Genomic DNA, 25,234 nt, shown 5'->3' on the forward strand with positions numbered 1-25,234 from the left:
CCCGGATGTCTGTCGCTTCCTATTCTTATCAGCTACAGCCGGCCCGGGTACGGGTGGAGTTTTTCCGGCTGCTTCCCATCTCGTTATTCGTGGTGGCGTTTGGCGCTGCCTTTGGATTGGCAGCTACCCAGAAAGGCCTTGAGCCGCTCCAGGCGGTGCTGATGAGTGCGACGGTGTTTGCCGGGGCCTCCCAGTTTGCCGCCGTCGATATGTGGGGCACCGAGGTATCTGTACTTCCGATGATCGCGGTGGTCTTTGCCATCAATTCCCGCCATCTGCTTATGGGCGCTTCGCTATACCCGATGCTGAAAGATGTATCGCCGGGCAAGCGCTATGGTCTCTTGCTGTTGCTGACCGATGCCAACTGGGCGGTTTCGGCCCAGGAATACCAGAGTGGCCGACGAAACCTGGAGGTTATCCTTGGTGGCGGGTTGGCTCTTTGGCTGGCCTGGATCATCGGGACCGGTCTGGGCGTCTATTTTGGTGGCCTTCTGCAGGATCCCAAATCCCTGGGCCTGGACATGGTTCTCGGCTGCTTCCTCCTGGCCATGGCACTGGGCGGCAAGAAATCCCCGAGAGTGCTCGTGGCCTGGACCGTCACAGCGCTGGCTTCATTGGCGGCCTGGAAATGGTTGCCGGCGAATACCCACGTCGTCGTGGGCGCGCTCGCCGGTGGTGCGATCGGGTTCTTCTGGCTCGAGCGAAAGCCTGCGCCTGCTTCTGACGCGGAGGACAGCACCCATGACCGTTGAGACCACCACAGCCGGTATTCTGTTCCTGATTGCGATCATGACCGCCGTTACACTGGTAACCCGTTTTGGCGGCGTGTTCATCATGTCGTTCGTGAAGATCAATCCTCGTATCGAGAGCTTTATCAACACCATGGCCAGCTCGGTCCTGATTGCCATCATTGTGCCCATGGCCGTGACGGGGGACGCTGGTGCGCTGGCGGCCCTGACCACGACGGCGGTTACCATGCTGGCGTTGCGTAAACCTCTCCCGGCCATTGCCGCCGGGATTGCCGCTGCCGGAATCGTGCGGTTTCTGGCCTAACCTCTCGAATCTGAAGTGATTAAAAAGTGCTCAAGTCCGGGGGGCTGCGGCCGATATACCTGTGTAGTAATTACAGGTGCCCAAAGCCATGATTTCCTCCAGCCAGATTTCGCTTTTCCAGGACAGTTCCCGCCAGGTATCGGCTTTCGACAGCACGCAGCTCCGCATCAACCGGCAATCTGCCGCTGCGCCGCAGGCCAATGAGAACGCGGTTGGCTCAGAGTTAACGCTCATGCGCCAGGCTGCCTATCGTTACAGCAGCCAGGAGCAGCTCGCCTTCAGCGGCAGCAGCACCGTGACGGATGGCGGTCAGCAGAGCGTCTTTACCAGTGCGCAGCTTGCCGAGAAAACTTCAGAGTTGTTTCTGATGGGCCAGCAGGCACTGAGCGTTAGCCGTGCCGCGCTCGGTGGTGATGCGGGTGTCGAGGGTCGGGGCAGTCTCTCGGTTTCTGCCGGACGCTATATGTTTTACTCGGAGAGCGAATCCAGAAGCTTTGCCTCCACTGGCACCATCGCATTGGAGAATGGCGAGACCATCGACTTCACCCTCTCACTGCGACAGTCCCAGTCCCGGACCTACGAGTACTCGGAACTGGTGCAGATTCAGGAACGGCCACTCACCGACCCTCTGGTGATCAACTTCGGCACTGCCACAGCCCGCCTGACCGATACCCTCTTCGAGTTCGACCTGAACGGTAACGGTGAAACCGGGCAGTTTGCCACCCTGGGCAGCGGTAGCGGCTACCTGGTGCTGGACCGAAATGGCAACGGCAAGGTGGACGACGGCTCCGAACTGTTTGGTCCCCGGAGCGGCTCCGGCTTTGGCGAGCTGGCCCGGTTCGATGACGACGGTAACCGCTGGATTGATGCCAGTGATGAGATCTTTAAATCGCTGTCCGTGTGGGTGCAAACCGCGGACGGCTCCCAGGCTTTGAAATCCCTGGAGGAAGTCGGGGTTCAGGCGCTGTACGTGGACAATGTAGAAGACCGCTTCACGCTGGCCAACAGTCAAGGTGTGCCGCTGGGCCAGATCAAGGGTTCGGGAATCTATCTGACGACCGACGGTGAGGTTCGCACCCTGGAAGAAATTGATCTTGCCGAGCAGAACACCGCCGACGCGCCGGCCGCCGAGACGGTACTGAGTCGCGACAGTGGCTCGCCGGATCGCGGTGGTAACGGTCTGGTTGAGGCCCGGGTGGAAGCGATCCGCTCCGCGCTTGAGAAGCTCAATGAAATCCGCGAGAAGCAGAAGGCATTTATCGAAGAGTCAAAGGATTCCGGTAAGCCGGAATCTCCCATCGTCGATTACCTGAAACTGATCGACAAGATGCGCTTGGAGATGCTGAACAGCCAGGATGAGAAGAAGCAGGCGGCGAGCCGGTATCTGGAGTTTGCCAGCTTGTAGGGATTGACTCCGAGGCAGGTCCGGTCGGGGGCAAGGCTCCCAAAAATGTGCGGAGCCAGGGATGGCGGAGCCAAGCGTACACGGACGTATTCACAGCGTTTTTTGGGAGCCTTGCCCCCGGCCGCGCCGTCTGTTTACTCCATGGAGGGCTTGGTCATTGGATTGGTATTTATCAGGGCCAGCTCTCCAATGCCGGGTAGTTTTACCCCCAACGCCAACGGGTTAATACCGAAAGAGAGGCCTAGAAGGTTCAATTCCAGTCCCTCGCGAATGCCTGCCAATACGCCAAAATACCCGCCCAGCGAGACCTGATAACCCGCGCCACCCGGAACCTCTGCGATAATACGGTCGCCGAGGTAGTCCTTGCCGATCGCGTGGTTCGGCAGAGCCACATCGAGACCCTCAACCTCCCTGATTACCCAGGCCACGAAGGTGTTGCTGTTGGGGCCGGGCCAGGCTTCGTATTCGGTCGGGTAGGGGTAGGACGCCACTGCCTGGTAGATGTCGGGAATCAGCTTTTCGGCTTCTTCGCCGCGGATATCGGCATAGAGGTCCGGCTTTGCACCGTACCAGTGTCTGTCGGGCTCACCGGGCCGTGAATTTACCACGTAGCTGCGCCAGCCAGTCACCTCATGAACCCGATAATGGCTGGCCCCTTTTTCCTTGGTGGCTATCCAGGTATGGACAGCAAAGTAACCTCGCCAACTCCAGGCCCGGGCGCCGTATACCTGAACGATGGCTTCCTCGGCCTGTTCTGGCAGAGGGGCAATTCGGGCGCTTTCCCGGGTGGCTGTTTGCCAGCTCTCGGCTCCCTGCAGGCTGCCACTGGTGGCCAGCAGAATCGGGCCAGCCAGCAGCAGGAGCACGGCGCCGAAGAACCAGCCGGTGTATCTGAAAAATCGTTTCATGAACTCAGTCCGAAGCGTGGGGTAGACGGGACCCTCTGAGTGACAGAAAGTTCCTCACGACTACCTGGATTATAGGGGACAGATACGCCAGCCGTGGGTTGGCGGATGAGGCTTGTACCGGTCTGTGGTTTGCCGTGAGGACGCTTGTCTTCTAGGCTCAGACATACAAATCGCAATTCCCAGGAGGCTTTAATGTCTGACCATCACGTGTACAAAAAAGTGGAAATTGTCGGGTCTTCCAAGAAAAGCATTGAAGACGCCATTGAGAATGCACTTGAGGAATGTGGTAAAAGCGTTCGCAACATGGAGTGGTTTGAGGTAACCGAAACCCGCGGCCATATCGTTGATGGCAAGGTGGGCCATTATCAGGTCGTAATGAAAGTCGGTTTCCGTATCGCCAACAGCTGAACAGGCGCTCCCTAGTTACTGCGAATTGCCCGGTGCCGAATGGACGAGACCAGCTGGTTCATCAGCTCCCGGGCCTCGCCCTCGTGCAGGCTGTGGCATTTGTCCTGCAAGACCCGGCGATCGTGATTGGATGAGTCGCTAGGGACATCTTTTAGCAGGTCCAGATACTGGCAGGCCGCAAGGTGCGCCTTGATCTCGGCATCAATCAGCCGGGTAACCAGTTCATCGACGGACTCTGTGCAGAAGGGGCGGTTCCGGTTAAGCAGCTCTCGGGCCTCCAGGGCCGCATTGCGAGCTTCCAGTCTGAGTTCGCCGGCCGCTTCGCCGCCTTCAACCGCCCTCAGGAACATGCCCAGGCGTTCATGAAGATTCCATACCTGTGGCCAGATCCTGGCGTAGGCTTCCACTTCTTTCTGATAGCGGGCTTCTTCAACTGGGGAGCCTGAAGCGCCATTGCCGGACTCACCCGGACGATTGAATTGTGCTACCCGTATGTCGTCAACTTCCCGCCACAGCGTATCGGAATGCTCCCGTAATGCGGTCAACTGGTCCTCGCTACGCCGGCGAGCGCCCGATCCGATGAACAGGGCAATCACGGCCAGGCCCAGGGCGGCCGCTGAAAGCAGAAGCGGCAGGCCGCCTGCCGATAACATGCTCCACAATGGGTCTGTATCCATGGTGTCTGACCCCCGCGTAAATCCAGTCTGGGTCTATCAGTATAGAAGTTAATCCGGCGTCTGCTGTCGGAAGGGCAGGGCGGATTCCGCATCGCTGAAATAAGCACGCACGTGGTCCGCCTCCTCTCGGGTGAAGTTTTCTATGGCTTCGCGGAAGCCGGGGTGCAGAACGCCATGCCAGGAGTGGGTGATTACCGGCTCAAAGCCACGTACCAGTTTGTGTTCGCCCTGGGCGCCGGCATCAATATGGCTGAGGCCGAGGTCCATCGCCAGTTCGATGCCCTGGTAGTAGCAGGTTTCAAAGTGCAGGTGGTTATATTCGTCAAGGCAACCCCAGTAACGCCCGTAGAGGGTGGTTTTGCCCGCCAGGAACAGGGCACCGGCAATCATTTCGCCCTCGCGCACTGCCATCACCAGATGTACGTGTTCGGGTAGCTGTTCCAGAAGCAGCTCAAAGAATCGCTTGTTGAGGTAAGGTCGTTGGCCCCGTTTCAGATAAGTCGCCTGGTAAAACACATAGAACGCGGAAAGCACGTGCTCCGGAATATCCCGGCCATGAAAGCGTGTAAAGGAAATTCCCTGGTCCGCAACCTGGCGACGTTCCTTGCGGATGGACTTGCGCTTGCGGGAAGTCAGCGCCGCCAGGAAGTCCTCGAAATTACGGTAATCATGGTTATGCCAGTGGAACTGGCATCCGATGCGATGTAAGGCCTGCTCGTGTTGAAGCAGCTCCTGGTCCTCTTTGCCGGGAAACAGCAGGTGCCAGGAGTGGGCTCCCAGTTCATCGGTCAGCCTGTCCAACAGGTGATGAACCTGTTCCGGTACCAGCTGTTGTCGAATGTCCGGATCCAGCAGCAGCCTTGGGCCTGAGGATGGCGTGAAGGGAATGGCGATCAGTAATTTTGGATAGTACGCCAGCCCATGCCGCTGGTATGCATCGGCCCAGGCCCAGTCAAACACATATTCCCCCATGGAGTGGCTCTTCAGAAAAGCCGGCGCAAGGCCGACGATTCTGCCAGCCTTTCGGAACACGAGGTGACGTGGCGACCACCCGGTCTCCGGGGATGTGCATCCGGACGCTTCCAGTGCCTGGAAAAACTCGTAACGAAGAAATGGATTGCTATGCCCAGCCAGCCGCTCCCACTCAGGGGCGGGAATATCATTGATGCTGGTGCAGGTTTCCAGTGTGAGAGTCGCTGGTCCGGGTTCTGACATGGTGAGGGAAAACTCCTTTATGTACCCGATACCATACGTCAGAAGACGGCTTTTGATCACCCCGGGGTCAGTGTAAAGGTTCTGCAAAGTGGCCTGGCCCGAATCAGTGGTTTGCGGGTAGCGTGTTAGACTTCAGCAGCAACTGTGGTCGGCACGACAGGTGGAGAAGCGACATGCAGAACAGGGTGTTACTGGTCGAGGACGATGATGAATTGCGGGAATTGCTTGCCCGTTACCTGACCAATCAGGGATTTACCATTCGGGAAGCTGCCAATGGCCGGGACGGCCTCGCCCTGGCGCTGGGTCAGGACTGCGATATTGTCGTGCTGGACATCATGCTGCCGGATATCAGTGGCCTCGAGGTGTTGCGGGAACTGAGGGCAGAGACCCATCTGCCCGTGGTATTACTGACCGCCCGGGGCGACGAAACGGATCGAATCGTCGGTTTCGAGGTTGGTGCCGATGACTATATTCCCAAACCCTGTAATCCGCGCGAGCTGGTGGCCCGGCTGCAGGCGCTTTTGCGGCGGATTGCCTGGGACCAGAAAACCGAAGTCAATGCGGCCCGGACCTATGGCGACCTACGTGTCGAGCCGGGCCATCGCCGAATTTACCAGAATGATGTGGCGATGGAGTTGACCGCCACCGAGTACGAGGTTCTGCAGGTTCTTCTGGCACACGCAGGCAGCGTGGTCCGCAAAACCGATCTCATGCAATGGGCGCTGGGCCGGCGCCTTGAAGCTTACGACCGCACCCTTGATATGCACATCAGTAACCTTCGCAAAAAACTGGGCAACGACGACCCGCCCCGTATCGAAACCGTTAGGGGGCTGGGGTACAGCTATCGGGTGCCAGAATGAAACAGCGGCCCATGTTCCCTCTGTTCTGGCGGATCTTCCTGTCGATCTGGCTGGCTATGGCGGTCACCGTGGTGGCCAGTAACCTTGCAACCAGGATGCTTCTGGACCGGGAGCGGGAAGCCATCGAGCGCCAGGCAGGTCTAAGGGATCTGGCCGAAGAAGCTATCGCAATTCGCGAGGCCGGCGACCGTGGCGAAGCGTGGCGTTTTCTGCGGGACGAAGGCGAGCGTCTTGAACTGTTTCTGGTGTTGCTCGAACAGGATGAAAACGATGGCAAGCTGCCCTCGTTCATCCGCGACCGCATGAAATCCGGCTGGTACCCGCAGAAACCCGCGGTACTGGACGTTGGCGGCGGTTACCGGTTGGTGGCCTGGCCACGGGTGCAGGGCGCCGGCTGGCTCAACCCGAGATTCTTCAGGGCCATCGAGCTCGGGCTGGCCCTGCTGATGATTTCACTGGCGTGCTGGTGGATCGCCCGCCTGGTATCGCGACCGTTGAAACACATGGAAAGCACCGCCCAGGCGATTGCGGCCGGTGATAATTCTCTGAGAGTCAGCGAAAAGATCGCCCAACGCCGGGATGAGGTGGGGCAACTGGCCACGGCTTTCAATGCCATGACCGAACAGCTCTGCAGTCTGCTGGAACGCCAGAAACATCTGCTTCGGGATATTTCCCACGATTTGCGAACGCCGCTCACCCGCCAGCGTATAGCCATTGAGCTGGCAAACGAGGCCGGTGCAGATGAAGAGCTGATGGCCAGCATTCTGCGCCAGAACGAACGGCTTGAAACCATGACCGGTCAGATACTGACGTTATACCGGGTTACCGAAGCCGGCGGCGATATCGAGCGCGAGCCCCTCCGGCTGGTGCATGTGATCAATCAGGTTCTCAAGGATGCAGCGGACTATGCCGAACACCAGGGTGTGGACTGCAAACTCGTGGTGTCGCCGGAAAGTTCAAGGGCGTCGGTGCTGGGTGATGAAGGGCTTTTACAGCGAGCCATCGACAACATCCTGCAGAATGCCCTCGACCACACGCCACCTGGCAGGGCTGTTCATCTGGCCGTGACGGTGGCCGATGACTGGTTGACGCTAACGGTTGATGACGAGGGGCCGGGCGTTCCGGATGAGCTGATCGGCCAGCTTTTCGAGCCGTTCTTCCGCGCAGACAAGTCTCGCGGGGGCACGGGCTGGGGGCTTGGCCTGGCCATTGCCAGAGACATCGTAGCGGCCCACGATGGCGTGATCGGGGCAGCAGCGGGAGAAACTGGCGGCTTACGGGTGACGCTTCGCCTTCCGGTGTTTTTCGGGGGCGGCTGACTCCGGCTCCGGGTCGGAAGGTTTCAGTTTTTCGGCGCCGGAAAAGTCGATACCCTCCTGCAGCTCGTCTTCGTCAAAGCGGATTCCGCAGGCCGCTTTCCGAATCTTCGCGGGCTTTGCCGTGCCCGGGTTGTTGTATTCGTCTTCAGAGGCCATAGGTCGTTGTCCATGAAAAAAGATTACCCCGTTCCGGCAGGATACCTTGAGCGTGAAACGGAAGTGAAGAAAAGCCGGTTCATTGCCCGGGTAGCCCCGGTGAGTTCGCGGGAGGAGGTGAAGGACTGGCTGGAACAGGCCCACCAGGACCACCCGGACGCCCGGCATATCTGCTGGGCCTACCAGATCGGGCGTCCCGGTTCTGCCGCCGAAGCTGGTATGAACGATGATGGTGAACCGTCCGGAACGGCCGGAAAGCCGATTCTCAACGTGATTCAGCACAAGGATATGGGGGATGTGCTGGTGATGGTGGTCCGGTACTTTGGTGGCATCAAACTGGGCGCAGGTGGCCTGGTGCGAGCCTATGCCGGAGCTGCAGAGAGCGTGCTGTCGGCTGTTGATCGGGTGGTCCAGAAGCCCATGGTGGACGTGCTGGTGCTCCTGTCATTTGCTGACGAGCAACCGCTGCGGCACTGGTGTGAGATGAACGGGGCATCGGTGGAATCGGTGGATTACGGGGCCTCGGTACGGGCTGGTGTTCTGGTCCCCGAGGATCAGGTCGAGGCATTCGGAGCCTTCTGCGATGCCCATAAACTGGATTACAGTTTAGAAAGGTGACGGATCCCGGGGGCATCGTTGTGCGTCTGCGAGGCGTATACTGTTCGTAAATCTGAGTCTCAATCGAGGACAGGAATCATGATGCGTTTTCTGATGTTAGCGGTTGTTGCACTGGCCATGACCGGTTGTGCCAGCAACGTGGTGACCGACTACAACTCTTCCGTGGTTTTCGGTAATTATGCCTCCTGGGCGTTTGCCGGTGGCACCGATTCGTCTTCCTTTACCTCACTCGACGGCACTCGGGTGCGCAGTGCCGTTGAGCGAGAGTTGAATCGCAAAGCGCTGAAACAGGTCCCTGAAGCAGAGGCCGACTTGCTGGTGAGCTGGCAGATCGTGCCCGAGGAGCGTCTTGAGCAGACGGGGCTGGGACTCGGATTTGGTTTTGGTAGCGGGAATTTCGGCTGGGCCCTGTCTGCGCCGCCACCCGTACGTGAAATTGAAGAGGGAAAGCTGGTTGTAGAGCTGGCAGACAGCAAGTCGAAAGAAGTTGTCTGGCGCGCCGCCAGTCGGCGCTATCTCAATGAAAACCAGTCACCCGAGACCCGAAGAGAACTGATCGACGAGGTCGTGGCCGAAATGTTTACCAAGTATCCTCCTGGTCTCGATTGAAGGCGTTACAAGACAGGAATAGCACGGAGACAGAATGAAGAAGCGATCTGAGGGCGGTCTGGTTTTTTCGACCGAGCAGGGGCGTATGTGCCCGGATTGCCGTAACCCCGTGAATGAATGTACCTGCGTTACATCATCACGGCCTGCCGGGGATGGCATTGTCAGAGTGAGCCGGGAGACCAAGGGTCGCAAGGGTAAGGGTGTCACCCTGATTACCGGCATTCCACTGGACGACAAAGAACTGAAAGCCTATGCCAAGGTGTTGAAAGCCAAATGCGGCACCGGTGGCACGGTAAAAGATGGTGTGGTCGAAATCCAGGGCGACCAGCGGGATCTTCTGGTTCCGCTGCTTGAGCAGAAGGGGTGGACGGTTAAGCGCGCCGGTGGCTGATGGTATAACACGCAAATCCCCCACGCTCACGTTACAATAGAGCCCGCGTTAACAAATCCCGAGTTTCATACCAACCGGAATCTGCCCAGAAATCCCTGCAATTATGCCGTTGGATGGCGGATTCTGTTCGACCGGAGGCAAGCATGCATATACTGGTTTTGGGCGCAGGCGTTGTGGGTACTACCACGGCCTGGTATCTGCAGAAGCAGGGGCACCAGGTAACTGTGGTTGATCGCCAGAACCAGGCCGGCCTGGAAACCAGTTATGCCAACGGCGGTCAGATCTCCGTTTCCCATGCGGAGCCGTGGGCCAACCCGTCCGCCCCTCTGAAAGTCATGAAATGGCTGTTCCAGCCCGACGCGCCCCTGCTGTTCCGGCCAAGACTGGATCCCGCCCAGTGGCGCTGGGCGCTCTCTTTTCTGGGACAGTGCACCTCGGCCCGGGCTGCCCACAACATCCGCCAGATGGTGAATCTCGGCACCTACAGCCGCAGCCAGTTGCAGGCTCTGCGTAACGAAGCGGGCATCGAGTACAACCATCTCGAGAAGGGTATCCTGCACTTCTACACCAATCCTGCGGAGTTTGATGGTGCCATGGAGCCGACCCGGATCATGCAGGATCTGGGGTGTGACCGTCAGATTATCGATGCAGACCGGGCGGTAGAGTTGGAGCCGGCACTCAAGCCGATCCGCAACCGGATTGCCGGGGCAACCTACACCTCGGAAGACGAATCCGGTGATGCCCGGATGTTTACCCAGAACCTTGCAAAACGCTGCGCGGAGGCCGGCGTAGAGTTCCGGTACGGCACTGAAATCCTGGGCTTCGAACGCGCCGGCGAGCGGGTACTCGGTATCCAGACGCTCCGGGACGGCCATCATGAGACGCTGCGCGCGGATGCCTACGTGCTGAGCATGGGCAGCTTCAGTGCGGCGCTCGCCAGTCAGCTCGGTATTTTCCTCAACATCTATCCGGCCAAAGGCTATTCGATTACGGTACCGGTGAAGAACGAGGAGGCGGCGTTCAATGTCAGCCTCACTGACGACGAGTACAAGCTGGTTTATTCCCGCCTGGGTGATCGCATGCGCGTGGCGGGCACGGCCGAACTGAACGGCTACAGCCGGAAACTGAACTATACCCGCTGCCGCGCTATCGTGCGCCGCACAGCGGAAGTCATGCCCGAAGCAGGTTACTGGGATCAGGCGGAGTTCTGGACCGGCTTACGGCCTGCGACGCCTTCCAACGTGCCGTACATCGGAAAAAGCCACTTCGCCAACCTCTACCTGAATACCGGACACGGCACCCTTGGATGGACCCATTCCTGTGGTTCCGCCGCGGCCCTTGCGGACATTATTGACGGCCGCAAGCCTGAAGTGGATTTTACGTTTTCCGGGCTATAAAAAAGGGGCCAGATGAGGTGTGTCATCTGGCCCCTTCCCAAACGCCTCACTGATTACTGCAACTGATCCCGAATCAGTTTCTTGTTGATCTTGCCAACACTGGTCTTCGGAATATCTTCCACGAAATCAATATGCTCCGGGATCGCCCATTTATTGATCTCGCCGCTTTCCACAAACTGCTTCAGATGGTTCTGGATATCCTCGGCACTGGCTTGCTCGCCCGGCTTCAGGGTGACCAGAGCATGCGGGCGTTCGCCCCATTTCTCATCGGGCACGCCAACGACCGCAGCACCGGCGACAGCGGAATGCTGGCTGATCAGGTTTTCCAGATCCAGTGAAGACAGCCACTCACCACCGGTCTTGATCACGTCCTTGATGCGATCCTTGATGGTGATGGTGTTGTCCGGCTCCATGGAAGCTACGTCGCCGGTGTGTAGCCAGCCACCTTCCCAGAGCTGTTCGCCTTTCTCGGGCTCCTTGAAGTAACCCTGGGTCAGCCATGGCGCGCGGGCCACGATCTCTCCCTTGGCCTCGCCATCATGGGGGACCGGATTGCCTTCGGGGTCCACAATTTCCAGCTCAACCATGGGCGTCGCAATACCGGTCTTCACCCGGATCGCAGTTTGCTGCTCAAGAGGCAGTTCCAGGTCTTCGGGTTTCAGGTGCGACGCGCAGAGCAGCGGACAGGTCTCAGACATGCCGTAGGCGGTGTAAAGTTTGATGCCGAGCTTGGCCCCGGCGTCGCAAAGCCCTTTGGTAAGCGCGCTGCCGCCAATCAAGACGTGCCAGTTGCTCAGATCAGCCGTCTTGATGGATTCGGTGGCCATCATCATCTGCATGATGGTGGGCACGCAGTGAGAGAAAGTCACTTTGTGTTCCTTGAGCAGATCCACCAGCAGCTCCGGCTCATAGCGGCCCGGATATACTTGCTTGATGCCCATCATGGTGGCGGCATAGGGCACGCCCCAGGCATGCACATGGAACATGGGCGTCACTGGCATGTAGACCGACGAGGAACGCATCAGCGGCATCTCGTCGAATGACGCAACGGTGCCCGTCATGGCCAGCGTGTGCAGCACCAGCTGGCGGTGGCTAAAGTAGACGCCTTTGGGATTGCCGGTTGTGCCCGTGGTGTAGAAGGTGGTCGCTACACTGTTTTCGTCGAAATCGGGGAAGTCGAACTTGTCATTGGCCCTGGCGAGAAGGTCCTCATACTCCCCGACAGCCTCAACAGGTGCCTGTTGTGCGGTATTGCTGTCGGTGAGCTGAATCCAGGTCTTGACCGTTTTGATCTCGTCTTTGACCGCCTCAATGATCGGGAGGAAGTCGTCGTGAACCAGAACCACATCGTCTTCGGCGTGGTTCATGGTGTAAACGATCTGGTCCGGCGACAACCGGATGTTGACGGTGTGCAGAATGGCGCCAATCATCGGAATGGCAAAGAAGCACTCCAGGTACCGGGGGGTATCCCAGTCCATGACCGCAACGGTATCGCCCGGTTTCACGCCGGCATCGGTCAATGCGTTTGCCAGGCGGTGAATGCGTTCGACGAGATCCGTATAGGTGTACTTGCTGCGGTTGGAGTAGACAATTTCCTGGTCTGGATTGTACCTGGGGCCCGAGAGCAGGAGTCGTTTGATCAGCAGCGGGTACTCATAGGCGTTTTCAGCCGGGGGTAGAATGCGTGTCTGTGCCATTACGTGTGTCCTCTTTCCCAGTTGTTGGTGTTATCGCGAGAAACAGGGATAAATCTGACACAGTTTGGCTGAAACAGGAACCGGTAATAGTGAAAAAATGCAGAGCGAACGGTGGCTTAGGTGCGAAGTCCGTTTCGCTCTGCGGACGCGCCCGTCAGGGGCGGGGATATTACTCGTAGGTGCAGAGGTAAGCCGTGTCGATGTCGGTCTTTGCCTTGAAGCTGGCCTGGCCCGCTACATCAAAACTCTCGCCGGCACCGTAGGTCATCCACTCTTCCATGCCTGGGAGCAGCACAGTGAGGGCTCCGCTGATGACGGTCATGGTTTCTTTCTTGCTGGTACCGAACTCGTACTCGCCCGGGCTGATCACACCAACGGTGGCTGGCAGAGTCGAGGTCTGGAAGGAGATGGATTTTGCCTTGCCGTCGAAATATTCGTTCACTTTCAGCATTGGCTGAGCTCCGTTAATTGATGGGGAGGCTACTATACGGGAATTTCATGCACTTCCAATGACAAATCACGAATCGATTCGATCTGACTCCTTGCTTGACCCGTCCGGTTTGTCCTGATTCTCAAGACCGCTTTCCAACGTGTGCAGGTGAGTATCGTAGCGCTCCCTAAGCTCATCCTTGACCGTGCCTTCCCAAAGCTCAATGCCGGTAAAGTACCCGGCACGCCCTATCACGTGGGCGGCAATCGGCGCTGTCAGGAAAATGAAGACCACAATGGCAATTGCCCTGGCCGCCACGGTACTGTCGCCGAAGTGGAACGCCGCGCTAGCCATGATCAGCATGGCGCCCAGCGCACCGGCTTTGGTGGTGGCGTGCATGCGGGTGGGCAGGTCCGGTAGCCTCAGGACCCCGATGGAGGCCAGAACCATGAACGCAGCGCCCAGGATCAACAGGAAGGAAACCAGCAGCTCACTCATCCTTAACCCCTCCACGTTCGACAAACCGGGCGAAACCAATAGCCGCCAGAAAGGCTGTCAGCGCAATCACAATGGCCACGTCCAGAAGGCTGGCGACGCCTGTTTCTATCGCATGAACGCCCACGTAGCCAACCACAATTGAGGTGATCAGCTCCAGCGCTACCACACGGTCCGGCAACGAAGGCCCTCGGGTCAGGCGAATAAACGCGAACAAAAGCGCGAGAGACAGCATGAAATAGACAACGTTTATTGATACGGAAAGCATTGCAACCCCCTAGCGCATGACCTTCAGCACACGGCGCTCCAGCTCCCTGAGATCATCTCTCAGTTGCTCTTCATCGTGCAGGAACATGGTGTGTATGAACAGTACCTTTCGGTCGTCGGAGACATCCAGGCTGAGCGTGCCAGGTGTTAGTGAAATCACGCTGCTGACAAACAGGATCTCCATGTCGGTTTCCGCGTTCAGAGGAAACGCAATCACGCCTGGCCTCATGTGCCACACTGGTGTGGCCACGTCGTAGGCCACCTTAAGATTGGACTTGACCAGCTCCTTGAGAAAGAAAACGAGAAAAGCCGCAAGGCGGGGGATTCTCCGGGAATAGCCTTTCAGTGCCGGCACCTGCTTTTGCAGCACCATCAGTGCAGCGTAGCCAAACAGTAGGCCGGCCAACAGGTTCATGGCCGTCACGCTGCCGGTGAGGGTGACCCATGCCAGCGCCAGCAGCAAATTCCAGAACAGACCAATCACTGTGACTGCCCTCCAAGCACTGCTTCAATATAAAGCTGTGGATTCATCAGCTGGTCCGCCGCCGTTTCCGCCAGAACGTAAATCGGCTGGCCATATAAACCAATAATCAACGTACACACTGCAAGGCCTGCGACCGGCAGGTACAGGGCCCAGCTTCTCGGCTCCTTCATCTCGCCTTTGAGCGCGCTGTCATCGGTGACGTGCTCCGGCAGCTTCTTCCAGAACACTTCCGCCCAGATCTTGATCATCGAATACAGTGTTAGCAAGCCAACGAGGAGCGCAATCCCCGCAACCAGATACTCGCTTGCCTCAAGACTCGCTCGGACGACGATGAACTTGGCGAAGAAGCCGGACAGTGGCGGAATGCCCGCCAGCGACAGGGCAGGAATCAGGAACAGCAACGCCAGATAGGGGCGCTGGCGGTAGACACCGCCGAGGTCTTTAAGCTCGTAGCTGCCCAGTAGGCGGTAGGTAATGCCGCTGACCAGGAACAGGTTCGTCTTAACAATGATGTGGTGCATGATATAGAACACTCCGCCGATGAGGGCGAGGGGTGTAAACAGGGCGAGCCCCAGGATCATGTAGCCGATCTGGCTGATGATGTGGAAGGATAGTATGCGCCGGAATTCGAACTGCGCGGCCGCTCCCAGAACCCCGGTGAGCATGGTCAGCGTGGCTCCCCAGAGCAGTATCGTATGGGTATAGCCGACATCCTGGGTAAATATCAGCGTAAACACCCGGTAGAGCGCATATACGCCCACCTTGGTCAATAGTCCGGCAAACAGGGCGGAGACGGCCACCTGGGGCGTGTGGTAGGACGCTGGGAGCCAGAAAAAAAGTGGAAACGCCGCAGCTTTGATACCAAAGGAAATCATGAACATCATCGAGACCACGGTCACCATGCCCGGGTCGTCGACGCTGCTCACCTTCTGGGCGATATCGGCCATGTTCAGGGTGCCCACCATGCCATAGAGCAGGCCCACTGCGGACAGGAACATGGCCGATGAGAACAGGTTAAGGGTGACATATTTGATGGCACCTTCCATCTGCGCCCGCTCGCCCCCGAGGGTCAGCAGGGCGAACGACGCCAGCAGCATTACCTCGAACCAGACGAACAGATTGAAGATGTCGCCGGTGAGGAAGGCGCCACCGACACCGGCCAGGAGCAAGTGCATCAGGGGAAAGTAGCCGAACCTCTGGTGCCCGTTGGGAATGGACGCCAGGGAGTAGATGGCAATAGCCAGGCCGATAATACCGGTCAGTACGATCATGATGGCGCTGAGTACGTCGGCCACGAACACAATGCTGAACGGTGCGGGCCAACTGCCCATTTCTACCACCAGGAAGCCTTGGTCCACTGTGAGCAGCAACAGCCAGATACTTGCTGCCAGCAGCAGGCCGGTGGCTACTACGCCAATCAGCCGCTGGAGCCGGATGGAACGCCAGCATGCCAGTGACAGCGCGCCGGCGACCAATGGAATAAGGATCGGGAGAACAGGTGCCAGGTTCAAGTATCAGTATCCTTCATCTGGTCCAGGTCATCGGTGCCAACCACCTCGTATGCGCGCCGTATCAGAACCACGGCAAAAGCGAGAACACTGAAGGCGATCACGATGGCGGTCAGGATGAGCGCCTGAGGCAATGGGTCAGCGACTGTCCCGGTGATTTGCTGTGCGCCCTCGGCAATCAGCGGCGGAGCGCCGCGGGTAAGGCCGGCGACCACGAAGATCAGAAGGTTGGCTGCGTTGCTAAGGATGATCAGACCAATCACCAGTTTGACGATGGACCGTCGGAGCATCATGTAGATGCTGGCTGTGAACAGCAATCCAATCACATAGGCCATCAAGGTTGCCATCTCAGAGCCTCCCCGGGATCAATGGACAGACATGAAAGATGATTAGGCTCATTCTCTGACCTCCATCAGACTGATTACAAAGGTCATCAGCGTGCCCAAAACCGCGAGGTACACGCCAATGTCGAAGATCAGCACCGTTGACAGCTTCAGGTAGCTCTCTCCGGGTAGGGGAAACTGCCACCAGTGGGCCGTTAGCAGTGGTTGGCCCGACAGCAGAGCGGGAATAGTGGACGCCAAGGCAAATAGCAGCCCGGCGGCGAGGATATCTCGGGGACTGACGCGCAGCAGTCGAAGAGTTGACCGGGCGCCGAAGGCGAAGGCATAGAGCACGAAGGCGCTGGCCGCAACCAGCCCACCGATGAATCCGCCGCCGGGCTCGTCATGGCCGCGCAGCAGCAAAAACACCGAAAACATCAACTGAAGCGGGACAATAGCCAGGGCGGCTGTGTTCAGAATCAGGGAGCTGGATCTCATGGTCTGTGCTGGTCCTCCGCCCTAAATTTGATCATGGAAAAGACGCCGATGGCAGCCAGGCCAAGCACGAAGATTTCACCCAGTGTATCGAGCTGTCGGAAGTCAACCAGGATCACGTTCACAATGTTTTTGCCGAAGGCCAGTTCCGAGCTGTTTTCGATGTAGTAGCTGGAAATGCTTTCAAAGAACTGTATATCCATTGCAGCCAGAATCAGCAGGGTCATCACTATGCCCGCGAAAACGGCCACCGCCAGGTCCCGATAGCGTTCCAATGGGGACGAAAGGTTGACGAAAGGCGGCAGTTTGAAGAGCACCAACACCAGAAGAATTACGGTCAGGGTCTCCACCAGCAGCTGGGTAATACCCAGGTCCGGGGCGCTGAAGTGGATGAAGATGAGGGCGACGCCAAAGCCAGTGACCCCAACGGAGGCAACTGAACCCAGGCGGGACCTGGTGGCGCAGGCGAAGAGCGTGGAAACCACCAGCAACAGAGCAATACCGAATTCATAGAAATAGCCGTCGCTGAAATCAAAACTCAGTTCGAAGCCGTGACGCGTGAGCAAGGTGTAGCCGGTCAGACCGAAGGTCACCAGCACAAGAATCAGCAGGTAAATCCCGAGGACGCCGTTCTGCAGAAGCCGGGTTTGCCAGTCGGCCACCTGGGTGATGCCCAGCATGAACCGAAAATAGCCAGCCTCCGGACCAAAGCGGCTGCCGGCGGTGTTAAGGGCGCAGAGATTGGGTTGCAGGCGCTGCCACTTGTAGAGCAGCAGCGAACCGATCAGCAGACTGACCACTGAAAGAATCAGCGGTACGTTCACCCCGTGCCACAAGGCGAGGGCGGTCTCAACCGCTGCGCCATGAACTGACGAAATCGCGGCGTCCAGCAGGATGCCAGCTGGTACAAAGGGAACCACGCCAAAAATCAATGCCAGGAGCGACAGCACGGCGGGGCCAATCAGCATGGCAAAAGGCGCCTCGTGGGGCTGCTTCGGGGTCTTGAGTACTTCGCCAAAAAACGGCTTGATGGCAACCAGCCCTGCGACCGCAACCACCAACATGGCAGACGCGACGGCCACCACCAGGAGGCCCAAGGACCACGCCGGAGCCTTGAGCAGTGATTCGAGCATTAGTTCCTTGGCAACGAAACCAAACAGGGGCGGCAAGCCTGCCAGCGAGAGCGCGGCCAGGCAGGTGATTGCCGCGGTAAGAGGCATGCTTTGCCTGAGACCTCCCATTTTTGTGATGTCCTTGGTGCCGGTCTCATGGTCCAGTGCACCGGCGAGCATGAACAAGGCGCCCTTGTAAAGGGAATGGGCAAGGAGGAAACAGATGAAAGCGGTGATAGCCAGCTCTGTACCGACCCCGATCAGCATGGTCAGGGTACCCAGGGCCATGACCGTGGAGTAGGCCAGTACCTTTTTGATACCAGTGCTGCTGAACGCCAGATAAGCACCGGTCAGCATAGTTGCAGCACCGAAAAGCATCAGTGAGCCACTCCAAAGCGCATCTCCGCCCAAGGATGGATTGAGACGGGCCAACAGATAAACGCCCGCTTTGACCATCGTTGCCGAGTGTAGGTAAGCAGAAACCGGCGTAGGGGCCGCCATGGCATTGGGCAACCAGAAATGGAAAGGCACTTGAGCTGATTTCGTGAAAGCGCCGATGAGAATGCAAATCGTCGCTGCGGTGTAAAAGGCGTGTTCTTGAATTTGCAGATCGGAAGCAAGTATTTCAGTAAACGAGTAACTTCCGGTAATGAAGCCGAGCAATATCAAACCTGCCATCAGGACGAGCCCGCCCCCGGCGGTAACGAAAAGCCCCTGAAGTGCACACTTGCGCGCTTCCTCGTCCTCGTGGTTGAAGCCAATCAGCATGTAGGAGGTGATGCTGGTTAACTCCCAGAAAACGAAAAACGCGATGAGGTTATCGGATAAAACCAGCCCCAGCATCGACGCCATGAACGACAGCATGATGACGTAGAATCGTCCCAGATCTTTGTGGCCTTTCAGATAGGAGCCGGCATAAATCAGGATGAATGTACCGATGCCACTGATTAGAAGGGCAAAAACCAGAGACAGGCCGTCTACCATGAAATCGAGGGTTATGCCGAGGCCCGGCATCCACTGGTTCTCAATCAGAAGGATTTCACCACGGCTGATTGAGGGAACAAGGCTGGCAAAGTATACGGTAAGCGATGCCGGAAGAAGCGCCAGAAGCCATCCAATGTGTTGGCCGGCGAAGCGGCGGAGCGCCGGCACGGCAAATGCCATTAAAAAACCCGATAGTACAGCCAGTAACATCATTTAAGGGTGCTCCGTTAGAACCCAGTTCTTAGCGTTATGCAGTTATCAGATTCCGGCCTTTGCACTTGGATCATACGCTGTTAAGCGGCAATCGACTCAACAACTCTTTGGGTTGAACCTTTTATTGATCCCAGGTCTGGCCGCGGGTGTTTTCTGTGGTTTTGACCTCCAGGTGCATGGCGGCTTTGGCCAGGAAATTAGCGCTGACGGGTGCCGTCATGAACAGAAAGGCTGTGATCAGAACCTCTTCAATGCCGATGCCCCTGCCGAGGGTACTGAAATAAATCACCGAGCTGACAACAATGGCGCCCACGCCGACCGTGGTTGCCTTGGTCGGGCCATGCAGGCGGGTGTAAAAATCCGGCAGGCGGGCCAGGCCAATCGCTCCGATCAGGGTAAAGGCGCCGCCTACAAGCAGCAAAGCGGAAACGGCATATTCGGCGAAGGTGCTCATCAGGTTTTCTCCGGGTTACTCAATAACGCTGCCGCGCTTGAGGTATTTTGCCATTGCAACGGTTCCGACGAATCCCATCACCGCAATGAGCAGGGCGGACTCGAGGTACATCCGTGTTTGTAGCGTTATACCAAGCAGCACGATAAGTGCGATGGCATTGACGTAAAGAGTATCGAGTGCCAACACTCTATCGGGCGCATCCGGCCCCTTGATCACGCGATAGACGTTCAGTAAGGCTGCCAGCGTGACCATGGCGATGGTGATGTAGAGCGCAATAAGAATCATCGGAACATCTCCAGCAGTGGCCTCTCATAACGGGCTCGAATCGTGTCGATGACTTCCTGCTCATCCTCGGCGTCCAGTGAATGGATGAGAATCAGCTTGTTGTCGTCACTGACATCGGCGCCGACCGTTCCGGGCGTCAATGAAATAGTGCTGACCAGTATGCTGATGGCGAGTGGGTGATCCAGCTCAAGAGGATAACAGATGAACATCGGGCGAGGCTGCCGCGGGCTGAGTATGAGCTTTGCTACTTCAACACTGGCAACAATAATATCCCAGAGAACCCGCAACGCGTAGGCTGGCGCCCGCCAGCCCCTGATTACAGCGGGGCGGTCGGGCCAGAACCCCCGGGTCAGTTGGGGTATGCCCCAGGCAAGTACAATGCCCAGGACGACACTGCCCCCGCTTATGCCGTCACTCAGAAACTGCCAGGTGGCGAACAAGGTAAGACTTAGCCAGGGCTGAGGAAAACTGAGGCGATCGAGCATTAACTGCCCTCCCTGACCATGGGTGTTTGCAAGATTTCGATGTAAGCGTCGCTGTTGTGCAATTGCGCTGCAGTTGCATCGGTATAGTTCATAATGGGGCCAGCCAGCACTACCATGACAATGGCCATGGCAGTGAGTGCTCCCGCTGCCACGGAAATTCGGCCATTGAGCGGATCCGGTTTTTCCAGATGACCATCCACGGTGCGCCAGAACACGATGCTACCAGCGCGGCTGTAGGCAATGAGGGTCAGGAAGCTGCCGATCAGCAGTACTGACCATAGCCAGGCCATCTCGGTTCCCGATTCAACAGACTGCAAAATCAGCACCTTGCCAAAGAAACCGCTCAGGGGCGGCAGGCCGGCCGCTGCCACGGCACCCACCAGGAAGAGGACACTGAGGAAGGTGCGGCTCTGCATTTTAGGCGCTGTAACAATGCGGTCTTTCGCCGAACCGCGCTGGTTAGCGACCAGCTCAGAAACAAGGAACAGGCCGCCCACCGTCCACGTTGTGCTTAGCAGGTAGAAAAGCGCCGCAGACAATCCGGCCTGAGAACCAAGTGCAATCGGCGCCAGCAAGGTGCCCACCGAAATGATGACCTGCCAGGCGACCAGGGTCTTCAGAGTGCCGGAGCCCAGTGCGCCGATAACGCCCATGGCCAGGGTGGCCAGGGCGATCGGGAACAGCCAGTCCATGCCGAGATTGGCGAGCTCGCCTGCATCGTCGCCGAAGATAAGCAGATAGACCCGTAAAATGGCGTAGATGCCAACTTTGGTCATAACCGCAAACAATGCCGCAACCGGCGCCGTCGCTTTTGAGTAGGCCCGTGGTAGCCAGAAGCAAAGGGGCAGAATGGCTGCTTTAAGGCCGAAGACCACCAGTAACATCATGCCTCCGGCCTTGACGATGTTCAGGCCTTCTCCGGAGATTTGCGGAACCTTGACCGCGAGATCTGCCATGTTCAGAGTGCCGGTAACGCTGTAGATCATGCCGACGCTGATCAGGAACACGGCAGAGCCGATCAGGTTAAGCACGACATAGTGCAGGCCCGGAACGGTTCTGACTGTCCCGCCGCCATGCATCAGCAGACCATATGAGGCGATGAGCAGAACCTCGAAAGCAACAAACAGGTTGAACAGGTCGCCGGTGAGGAAAGCAATGTTTAGCCCCATGAGCTGGAAGAGGAACAGGCCATGGAACTGACGGTTTCCTTCATCGGCACCGCCTATGGCGAAGAGGTGGCAGAAAAGGGCCAGAATGGCAGTCATTATCAGCATCAGGGCGGCCAGTCGATCCAGCACCAGCACGATCCCGAAAGGTGGTTGCCAGTTACCGAATGCATAGATCCGATAACTGCCATCGTTTGCCATTACGAGGAGCACAACGGCGGATACTAGCATCAATACCGTTGTGGCCAGCGCCAGCGTCCGCCTCAGGTGGATAGGCGCGTAGCCCATAAAAGCCTGGAGAATGCCGCCGAGCAGGGGAATAAGAACAGGAGCGGTAAGCCAGTGGTTCATTTACCGGTAACCTCCGATTCTTCCTCCGGTGCGGGTGATTTGTAAGGCTGCTTCCCATCCACATGATCGTCCTCATTGTCCGCCAGGTTGCGCAGGGAGAGCACTACAACAAACGCAGTCATTGCAAAGCCAATCACAATGGCTGTAAGTACAAGGGCTTGTGGTAGAGGGTCAGAGTAACTGGCTGCAGTGCCGATGATCGGCTGCTGACCGGTCGCCAGGCGTCCACTGGAGAACAGAAACAGGTTGACGCCATAAGAAAGAAGCGTCAGGCCGACCACTACCGGAAAGGTCCGAGCACGCAGAATCAGATAGACGCCGGACGACGTCAGTGCGCCAATAACCAGTGCGAAAACGAGCTCCATTACGCACTCTCCTGTTTGGGTTTAATCGCAGAATGGGGCGACAACCGGCCGACAGTCACCAGCGACAGAAGGGTAGCACCGATAACTGCCAGGTAGACGCCGAGATCAAAGATCAGGGCCGAGGCAACCTCGAACTTGCCCACCACCGGCCAGGTGATGTAATCGAAGGTGGATGTGAGGAACGGGTAGCCGAAGGCGAAACTGCCAAGCCCGGCAACCGTTGCGAACAGCAGGCCCAGCCCGATGACGTTGTGGTAGCGCAGACGGATTCGATCCTCTGTCCACTCCATGCCGCTGGCAATGTATTGGAGAATCAGCGCAATCGAGGTAATAAGACCGGCGATAAACCCGCCGCCCGGCAGGTTGTGGCCGCGCAGGAAAATGAATGCGGACACCATCAGGGCAAGCGGTAACATTGGCCGGGCAATCAGGCTCAACATCAGCGGGTGCGCATCCCGGGCCCATGCGTGGCCGGCGCCATCGCTGGGCGGTGGCGTCAATACGGTGTCTTTGAGCATGGCGTAGATGCCCAGGGCGGCAATGGCCAGGACCGTGATCTCGCCCAGGGTATCGAAGCCCCGGAAGTCCACGAGAATGACGTTGACCACGTTAGTGCCGCCTCCGCCCGGCTTGCTGTTCTCCAGGAAGAACTCGGAGATCGAGCTGAATGGCTGGGTCAGCATGGCAAGCGTCACCAGTGTCATGCCAATACCTGCGACCGCCGCAATGGCCACATCGCGGAGACGACGTTTGAGAGGTGTTTCGACTGGCGTCCAGGGATGCATGTAGTAGATGGCCAGCATCAACAGAACAATCGTCACCACCTCCACAGAGAGCTGGGTCATGGCCAGGTCCGGTGCCGAAAAGCGGGCGAAGGCCAAAGCTACGACCAGTCCTACAACGCTCAACAGTACCAGTGCATAGAAACGCTGTCGGTGCAGTCCTGCCGTTGCAAAAGCGCAGAGTATCAGCACAGCGGCCGCAATCGCCGTTGGCGCATCCACCGGGCTCAGGCCGTTCTCACCGACAAAGACCCCCAGATCAAGCAATGGCATTGCTGCAACAGCGATCACACTGACAAACAGCAGCAGAGCGTAGCGCTGTAGCGAGCCGTTCTCCAGCCGTGAAGTCACGCTGTTGGCAAAGTCTACAATCCGCAGAACAACGCTCTCGAATACGGCCTTTTCATCGATTTCCCGGAACCGTGCGTGAAAATCGAAAAAGCGCTGGCGTTGGCTGTACATGAGCAAACCGCCGGCAAAAGCGAAAAAACTCATCATCAGCGGGAGGTTGAAACCGTGGAACGCCGCGAGTTGGTAATCCGGCACATTGCCGCCAAATGTGGCGGATGCCGCCATGTAAAGCAGCGGGCCGACCGAGATGGCCGGAAAGATGCCGATCATGACGAGCGCAAACACGAGAATCTCCGCCGGGATCTTCATGTAACGGGGAGGCTCGTGTGGAGGGTAGATCGGAAGATCAACCGGCTTGCCGTTGAAGAAAACGTCGTGGATAAAACGTGCGGAGTAAGCCACCGTGAAGACGCCCGCCAGGGTCGCCACGATTGGTGGCAGCCAGGCCCAGAGCCCCGGCAGGTTCAGCGCCAGTGATTCGGCGAAGAACATTTCCTTGCTCAGAAAGCCGTTCAGCAGCGGCACCCCGGCGTTCGATGCGGCAGCAACCATGGCCAGGGTGGCCGTGTGCGGCATGAAACGCCAGAGCCCGTTAATGCGGCGCATATCCCGGGTGCCGGTTTCATGGTCGATGATACCGGCGGCCATAAACAGGGAGGCTTTGAACGTGGCGTGGTTGATCACGTGGAAAATCGCCGCAACGGCCGCAAGCTGGGTGCCCATGCCGAACAGCAGGGTAATAAGGCCCAGTTGACTCACCGTTGAATAGGCCAGCAGGCCTTTCAGATCGTGCTTGAACATGGCGGTGTAGGCGCCCAGCAGCATGGTGGCCATGCCGGTAAAGCTGACCATGTAGAACCACTGTTCAGTACCTGCCAGGGCCGGATACAGCCGGGCCATGAGAAAGATGCCGGCTTTGACCATGGTAGCCGAGTGCAGGTAGGCAGATACCGGTGTCGGTGCCTGCATGGCGTGAGGCAGCCAGAAATGGAACGGGAACTGGGCCGATTTGGTGAACGCGCCCAGCAGAACCAGGGTCAGGGCGACCGGATACATGGCATGAGCCTTTATCTGGTCTCCGGCTGCCAGCACGTCATCAAGCTCGAAGCTGCCAACAATGTTGCCGATGATCAGGATGCCGGCGAGCAGTGCAAGGCCGCCGCCGCCGGTTACCGCGAGTGCCATCCGGGCGCCACGGCGGGCGTCCTGTTTATGGGTCCAGAAACTGATCAGCAGGAACGAGGTCAGGCTGGTCAGTTCCCAGAAAATCATCATCAGGAGGAGGTTGCTTGAGAGCACGATGCCGAGCATCGATCCCTTGAAGCACAGCAGCAGGGCGTAGAACTTGCCGACGTTTTCATGGGCTTTCAGGTAATAGCGGGCGTAAAGAATGATCAGCAGCCCGATGATCAGGATCAGCAGAGCGAACAGCAGGGACAGCCCGTCCAGACGAAAACTGAAGGAGAGGCCGAGCGCGGGGAGCCATTCGTAGCTGTGCAGCACAACGCCGCCGTCAGCAAGGGTTTCCCAATGGGGGAAAAGGGCAGCGAGTGCGATCAACGCGGGTACAGAAGATGCAACGGCAATCGCCGTTCTGCCGCCCTGGGCGAACAGCGGTGCGGCTAAAGCACCCAGAAAAGGCAGTAAAACAACCAGCGGTAGCGACATCGCAACCTCGTTATTGGTTTTCTTTTACGTGAGTATTGAAGGCATGTTTGCCTGAGTCTAGTCTCCGGCCGGCCACCCTGCACATTGAGCACCGATGCCCTTACGGCATGGAAGGTGGGGTGGATCAGCAGAAAACAGGCGGGTCCGGGAAGTACGGTAAACGTCCCCGGTGCCGCGCTATGTCAGCGGTCACAGGTGGGCGGGTAACTCTTGTGCAGCCGAAGGACCTTGCGGTCATGGTTGCTCCGTCAATGAAACTTGATTGCCGATGATACGTGCCCCGTCTGGAAGGTCAAGTCAACT

General features: G+C 57.9%; 29 protein-coding genes. 10 read left to right on the plus strand and 19 right to left on the minus strand.

What is annotated here, in order from left to right; translation table 11 throughout:
• The first annotated feature begins 5 nt into the window (after window positions 1-5).
• From KYE_RS12570 to KYE_RS12580, 3 genes are all read left to right on the plus strand, one after another.
• The gene (locus KYE_RS12570; RefSeq protein ID WP_008173926.1) at window positions 6-752 is read left to right on the plus strand and encodes an AzlC family ABC transporter permease; all 747 of its coding nucleotides are present in this window, start codon (window positions 6-8) and stop codon (window positions 750-752) included.
• Window positions 742-1,053, plus strand: a complete 312-nt coding sequence (locus tag KYE_RS12575; protein ID WP_008173928.1) for an AzlD family protein — start codon at window positions 742-744, stop codon at window positions 1,051-1,053. The genes KYE_RS12570 and KYE_RS12575 overlap by 11 nt, the downstream gene beginning before the upstream one ends.
• Before the next feature lie 88 nt (window positions 1,054-1,141).
• Complete coding sequence (locus tag KYE_RS12580) at window positions 1,142-2,458, plus strand: hypothetical protein (protein ID WP_008173930.1); 1,317 nt, start codon at window positions 1,142-1,144, stop codon at window positions 2,456-2,458.
• Between the two features lie 134 nt (window positions 2,459-2,592).
• Here KYE_RS12580 and KYE_RS12585 read toward each other — a convergent pair whose 3' ends face one another.
• Window positions 2,593-3,366, minus strand: coding sequence for a DUF3750 domain-containing protein (locus KYE_RS12585; protein ID WP_008173932.1), 774 nt, complete (start codon window positions 3,364-3,366; stop codon window positions 2,593-2,595).
• 192 nt (window positions 3,367-3,558) lie between these two features.
• Between KYE_RS12585 and KYE_RS12590 the strand changes: the two genes are divergently transcribed.
• Window positions 3,559-3,774 carry a dodecin gene (locus KYE_RS12590; protein ID WP_008173934.1) on the plus strand — a complete coding sequence of 72 codons (216 nt, stop codon included), beginning with the start codon at window positions 3,559-3,561 and terminating at the stop codon, window positions 3,772-3,774.
• A gap of 11 nt (window positions 3,775-3,785) precedes the next feature.
• Here KYE_RS12590 and KYE_RS12595 read toward each other — a convergent pair whose 3' ends face one another.
• Entirely contained in the window at window positions 3,786-4,451 is a 666-nt protein-coding gene (locus tag KYE_RS12595) for a hypothetical protein (RefSeq protein ID WP_039882019.1), read from the minus strand.
• 48 nt (window positions 4,452-4,499) lie between these two features.
• The gene (locus KYE_RS12600; protein ID WP_008173939.1) at window positions 4,500-5,666 is read right to left on the minus strand and encodes a GNAT family N-acetyltransferase; all 1,167 of its coding nucleotides are present in this window, start codon (window positions 5,664-5,666) and stop codon (window positions 4,500-4,502) included.
• Between the two features lie 173 nt (window positions 5,667-5,839).
• Here KYE_RS12600 and KYE_RS12605 point away from each other — a divergent pair, with 173 nt between their 5' ends.
• Together KYE_RS12605 and KYE_RS12610 are read left to right on the plus strand one after the other, a co-directional pair.
• A complete protein-coding gene (locus KYE_RS12605) occupies window positions 5,840-6,526 on the plus strand; it encodes a response regulator transcription factor (RefSeq protein WP_008173941.1) in 687 nt (228 codons plus the stop codon).
• A complete protein-coding gene (locus tag KYE_RS12610) occupies window positions 6,523-7,845 on the plus strand; it encodes a sensor histidine kinase (RefSeq protein ID WP_008173942.1) in 1,323 nt (440 codons plus the stop codon). The genes KYE_RS12605 and KYE_RS12610 overlap by 4 nt, the downstream gene beginning before the upstream one ends.
• On the opposite strand, the gene KYE_RS12615 is transcribed toward KYE_RS12610, so the two are convergent.
• Entirely contained in the window at window positions 7,801-8,001 is a 201-nt protein-coding gene (locus KYE_RS12615) for a hypothetical protein (protein WP_008173944.1), read from the minus strand. The two genes, KYE_RS12610 and KYE_RS12615, sit on opposite strands and share 45 nt — an antisense overlap.
• Window positions 8,002-8,013: 12 nt before the next feature.
• On the opposite strand from KYE_RS12615, the gene KYE_RS12620 reads away from it, so the two are divergent.
• From KYE_RS12620 to KYE_RS12635, 4 genes are all read left to right on the plus strand, one after another.
• A complete protein-coding gene (locus KYE_RS12620) occupies window positions 8,014-8,619 on the plus strand; it encodes a YigZ family protein (protein WP_008173946.1) in 606 nt (201 codons plus the stop codon).
• Between the two features lie 81 nt (window positions 8,620-8,700).
• The gene (locus tag KYE_RS12625) at window positions 8,701-9,228 is read left to right on the plus strand and encodes a DUF4136 domain-containing protein (RefSeq protein WP_176443056.1); all 528 of its coding nucleotides are present in this window, start codon (window positions 8,701-8,703) and stop codon (window positions 9,226-9,228) included.
• 34 nt (window positions 9,229-9,262) lie between these two features.
• On the plus strand, window positions 9,263-9,619 hold the full coding sequence (locus tag KYE_RS12630; RefSeq protein ID WP_008173950.1) for a translation initiation factor Sui1: 357 nt from the start codon (window positions 9,263-9,265) through the stop codon (window positions 9,617-9,619).
• Between the two features lie 143 nt (window positions 9,620-9,762).
• Window positions 9,763-11,016 (plus strand): D-amino acid dehydrogenase, encoded by a 1,254-nt coding sequence (locus KYE_RS12635; protein WP_008173952.1) that lies wholly within the window; start codon window positions 9,763-9,765, stop codon window positions 11,014-11,016.
• A 53-nt stretch (window positions 11,017-11,069) separates the two neighbouring features.
• Here KYE_RS12635 and KYE_RS12640 read toward each other — a convergent pair whose 3' ends face one another.
• The 15 genes from KYE_RS12640 to KYE_RS12710 all read right to left on the minus strand — a co-directional run bounded on the left by KYE_RS12640 (window position 11,070) and on the right by KYE_RS12710 (window position 24,931).
• Window positions 11,070-12,713 (minus strand): fatty acid--CoA ligase, encoded by a 1,644-nt coding sequence (locus tag KYE_RS12640; protein ID WP_008173954.1) that lies wholly within the window; start codon window positions 12,711-12,713, stop codon window positions 11,070-11,072.
• Between the two features lie 169 nt (window positions 12,714-12,882).
• Window positions 12,883-13,164, minus strand: a complete 282-nt coding sequence (locus KYE_RS12645) for a pyrimidine/purine nucleoside phosphorylase (protein ID WP_008173956.1) — start codon at window positions 13,162-13,164, stop codon at window positions 12,883-12,885.
• 66 nt (window positions 13,165-13,230) lie between these two features.
• Window positions 13,231-13,641, minus strand: a complete 411-nt coding sequence (mnhG, locus tag KYE_RS12650; protein ID WP_008173958.1) for a monovalent cation/H(+) antiporter subunit G — start codon at window positions 13,639-13,641, stop codon at window positions 13,231-13,233.
• On the minus strand, window positions 13,634-13,906 hold the full coding sequence (locus KYE_RS12655; protein WP_008173960.1) for a monovalent cation/H+ antiporter complex subunit F: 273 nt from the start codon (window positions 13,904-13,906) through the stop codon (window positions 13,634-13,636). Before KYE_RS12655 ends, mnhG begins: the two co-directional genes overlap by 8 nt.
• Window positions 13,907-13,915: 9 nt before the next feature.
• Window positions 13,916-14,389: a Na+/H+ antiporter subunit E gene (locus tag KYE_RS12660; RefSeq protein ID WP_008173963.1), complete on the minus strand. Its 474-nt coding sequence runs from the start codon at window positions 14,387-14,389 to the stop codon at window positions 13,916-13,918.
• Window positions 14,386-15,900 carry a Na+/H+ antiporter subunit D gene (locus tag KYE_RS12665; protein ID WP_008173965.1) on the minus strand — a complete coding sequence of 505 codons (1,515 nt, stop codon included), beginning with the start codon at window positions 15,898-15,900 and terminating at the stop codon, window positions 14,386-14,388. The genes KYE_RS12660 and KYE_RS12665 overlap by 4 nt, the downstream gene beginning before the upstream one ends.
• Window positions 15,897-16,244: a Na+/H+ antiporter subunit C gene (locus KYE_RS12670; protein WP_008173967.1), complete on the minus strand. Its 348-nt coding sequence runs from the start codon at window positions 16,242-16,244 to the stop codon at window positions 15,897-15,899. The genes KYE_RS12665 and KYE_RS12670 overlap by 4 nt, the downstream gene beginning before the upstream one ends.
• Window positions 16,245-16,292: 48 nt before the next feature.
• Entirely contained in the window at window positions 16,293-16,718 is a 426-nt protein-coding gene (locus KYE_RS12675) for a Na+/H+ antiporter subunit B (protein ID WP_008173968.1), read from the minus strand.
• Window positions 16,715-19,024, minus strand: coding sequence for a putative monovalent cation/H+ antiporter subunit A (locus KYE_RS12680; protein ID WP_008173969.1), 2,310 nt, complete (start codon window positions 19,022-19,024; stop codon window positions 16,715-16,717). Before KYE_RS12680 ends, KYE_RS12675 begins: the two co-directional genes overlap by 4 nt.
• Before the next feature lie 121 nt (window positions 19,025-19,145).
• A complete protein-coding gene (locus tag KYE_RS12685; RefSeq protein WP_008173971.1) occupies window positions 19,146-19,478 on the minus strand; it encodes a Na+/H+ antiporter subunit G in 333 nt (110 codons plus the stop codon).
• A 15-nt stretch (window positions 19,479-19,493) separates the two neighbouring features.
• The gene (locus KYE_RS12690) at window positions 19,494-19,763 is read right to left on the minus strand and encodes a K+/H+ antiporter subunit F (RefSeq protein WP_008173972.1); all 270 of its coding nucleotides are present in this window, start codon (window positions 19,761-19,763) and stop codon (window positions 19,494-19,496) included.
• Window positions 19,760-20,248: a Na+/H+ antiporter subunit E gene (locus KYE_RS12695; RefSeq protein WP_008173975.1), complete on the minus strand. Its 489-nt coding sequence runs from the start codon at window positions 20,246-20,248 to the stop codon at window positions 19,760-19,762. The genes KYE_RS12690 and KYE_RS12695 overlap by 4 nt, the downstream gene beginning before the upstream one ends.
• Window positions 20,248-21,765 carry a monovalent cation/H+ antiporter subunit D gene (locus tag KYE_RS12700; RefSeq protein ID WP_008173978.1) on the minus strand — a complete coding sequence of 506 codons (1,518 nt, stop codon included), beginning with the start codon at window positions 21,763-21,765 and terminating at the stop codon, window positions 20,248-20,250. The genes KYE_RS12695 and KYE_RS12700 overlap by 1 nt, the downstream gene beginning before the upstream one ends.
• On the minus strand, window positions 21,762-22,130 hold the full coding sequence (locus KYE_RS12705; protein WP_008173979.1) for a Na+/H+ antiporter subunit C: 369 nt from the start codon (window positions 22,128-22,130) through the stop codon (window positions 21,762-21,764). Before KYE_RS12705 ends, KYE_RS12700 begins: the two co-directional genes overlap by 4 nt.
• Window positions 22,130-24,931, minus strand: a complete 2,802-nt coding sequence (locus KYE_RS12710) for a monovalent cation/H+ antiporter subunit A (RefSeq protein ID WP_008173981.1) — start codon at window positions 24,929-24,931, stop codon at window positions 22,130-22,132. Before KYE_RS12710 ends, KYE_RS12705 begins: the two co-directional genes overlap by 1 nt.
• Window positions 24,932-25,234 lie beyond the last annotated feature (303 nt).

It is taken from the genome of Marinobacter manganoxydans MnI7-9 (assembly GCF_000235625.1).
Taxonomy (GTDB): Bacteria; Pseudomonadota; Gammaproteobacteria; order Pseudomonadales; family Oleiphilaceae; genus Marinobacter; species Marinobacter manganoxydans.

What these genes read in the sequence shown, in the direction of transcription:
- KYE_RS12570 (WP_008173926.1), top strand. Translation starts at nt 6, where the DNA reads ATGTCTGTCGCTTCCTATTCTTATCAGCTACAGCCGGCCCGGGTACGG.
- KYE_RS12575 (WP_008173928.1), top strand. Translation starts at nt 742, where the DNA reads ATGACCGTTGAGACCACCACAGCCGGTATTCTGTTCCTGATTGCGATC.
- KYE_RS12580 (WP_008173930.1), top strand. Translation starts at nt 1,142, where the DNA reads ATGATTTCCTCCAGCCAGATTTCGCTTTTCCAGGACAGTTCCCGCCAG.
- KYE_RS12585 (WP_008173932.1), bottom strand. Translation starts at nt 3,366, where the DNA reads ATGAAACGATTTTTCAGATACACCGGCTGGTTCTTCGGCGCCGTGCTC.
- KYE_RS12590 (WP_008173934.1), top strand. Translation starts at nt 3,559, where the DNA reads ATGTCTGACCATCACGTGTACAAAAAAGTGGAAATTGTCGGGTCTTCC.
- KYE_RS12595 (WP_039882019.1), bottom strand. Translation starts at nt 4,451, where the DNA reads ATGGATACAGACCCATTGTGGAGCATGTTATCGGCAGGCGGCCTGCCG.
- KYE_RS12600 (WP_008173939.1), bottom strand. Translation starts at nt 5,666, where the DNA reads ATGTCAGAACCCGGACCAGCGACTCTCACACTGGAAACCTGCACCAGC.
- KYE_RS12605 (WP_008173941.1), top strand. Translation starts at nt 5,840, where the DNA reads ATGCAGAACAGGGTGTTACTGGTCGAGGACGATGATGAATTGCGGGAA.
- KYE_RS12610 (WP_008173942.1), top strand. Translation starts at nt 6,523, where the DNA reads ATGAAACAGCGGCCCATGTTCCCTCTGTTCTGGCGGATCTTCCTGTCG.
- KYE_RS12615 (WP_008173944.1), bottom strand. Translation starts at nt 8,001, where the DNA reads ATGGCCTCTGAAGACGAATACAACAACCCGGGCACGGCAAAGCCCGCG.
- KYE_RS12620 (WP_008173946.1), top strand. Translation starts at nt 8,014, where the DNA reads ATGAAAAAAGATTACCCCGTTCCGGCAGGATACCTTGAGCGTGAAACG.
- KYE_RS12625 (WP_176443056.1), top strand. Translation starts at nt 8,701, where the DNA reads ATGCGTTTTCTGATGTTAGCGGTTGTTGCACTGGCCATGACCGGTTGT.
- KYE_RS12630 (WP_008173950.1), top strand. Translation starts at nt 9,263, where the DNA reads ATGAAGAAGCGATCTGAGGGCGGTCTGGTTTTTTCGACCGAGCAGGGG.
- KYE_RS12635 (WP_008173952.1), top strand. Translation starts at nt 9,763, where the DNA reads ATGCATATACTGGTTTTGGGCGCAGGCGTTGTGGGTACTACCACGGCC.
- KYE_RS12640 (WP_008173954.1), bottom strand. Translation starts at nt 12,713, where the DNA reads ATGGCACAGACACGCATTCTACCCCCGGCTGAAAACGCCTATGAGTAC.
- KYE_RS12645 (WP_008173956.1), bottom strand. Translation starts at nt 13,164, where the DNA reads ATGCTGAAAGTGAACGAATATTTCGACGGCAAGGCAAAATCCATCTCC.
- mnhG (WP_008173958.1), bottom strand. Translation starts at nt 13,641, where the DNA reads ATGAGTGAGCTGCTGGTTTCCTTCCTGTTGATCCTGGGCGCTGCGTTC.
- KYE_RS12655 (WP_008173960.1), bottom strand. Translation starts at nt 13,906, where the DNA reads ATGCTTTCCGTATCAATAAACGTTGTCTATTTCATGCTGTCTCTCGCG.
- KYE_RS12670 (WP_008173967.1), bottom strand. Translation starts at nt 16,244, where the DNA reads ATGGCAACCTTGATGGCCTATGTGATTGGATTGCTGTTCACAGCCAGC.
- KYE_RS12675 (WP_008173968.1), bottom strand. Translation starts at nt 16,718, where the DNA reads ATGAGATCCAGCTCCCTGATTCTGAACACAGCCGCCCTGGCTATTGTC.
- KYE_RS12680 (WP_008173969.1), bottom strand. Translation starts at nt 19,024, where the DNA reads ATGATGTTACTGGCTGTACTATCGGGTTTTTTAATGGCATTTGCCGTG.
- KYE_RS12685 (WP_008173971.1), bottom strand. Translation starts at nt 19,478, where the DNA reads ATGAGCACCTTCGCCGAATATGCCGTTTCCGCTTTGCTGCTTGTAGGC.
- KYE_RS12690 (WP_008173972.1), bottom strand. Translation starts at nt 19,763, where the DNA reads ATGATTCTTATTGCGCTCTACATCACCATCGCCATGGTCACGCTGGCA.
- KYE_RS12695 (WP_008173975.1), bottom strand. Translation starts at nt 20,248, where the DNA reads ATGCTCGATCGCCTCAGTTTTCCTCAGCCCTGGCTAAGTCTTACCTTG.
- KYE_RS12700 (WP_008173978.1), bottom strand. Translation starts at nt 21,765, where the DNA reads ATGAACCACTGGCTTACCGCTCCTGTTCTTATTCCCCTGCTCGGCGGC.
- KYE_RS12705 (WP_008173979.1), bottom strand. Translation starts at nt 22,130, where the DNA reads ATGGAGCTCGTTTTCGCACTGGTTATTGGCGCACTGACGTCGTCCGGC.
- KYE_RS12710 (WP_008173981.1), bottom strand. Translation starts at nt 24,931, where the DNA reads ATGTCGCTACCGCTGGTTGTTTTACTGCCTTTTCTGGGTGCTTTAGCC.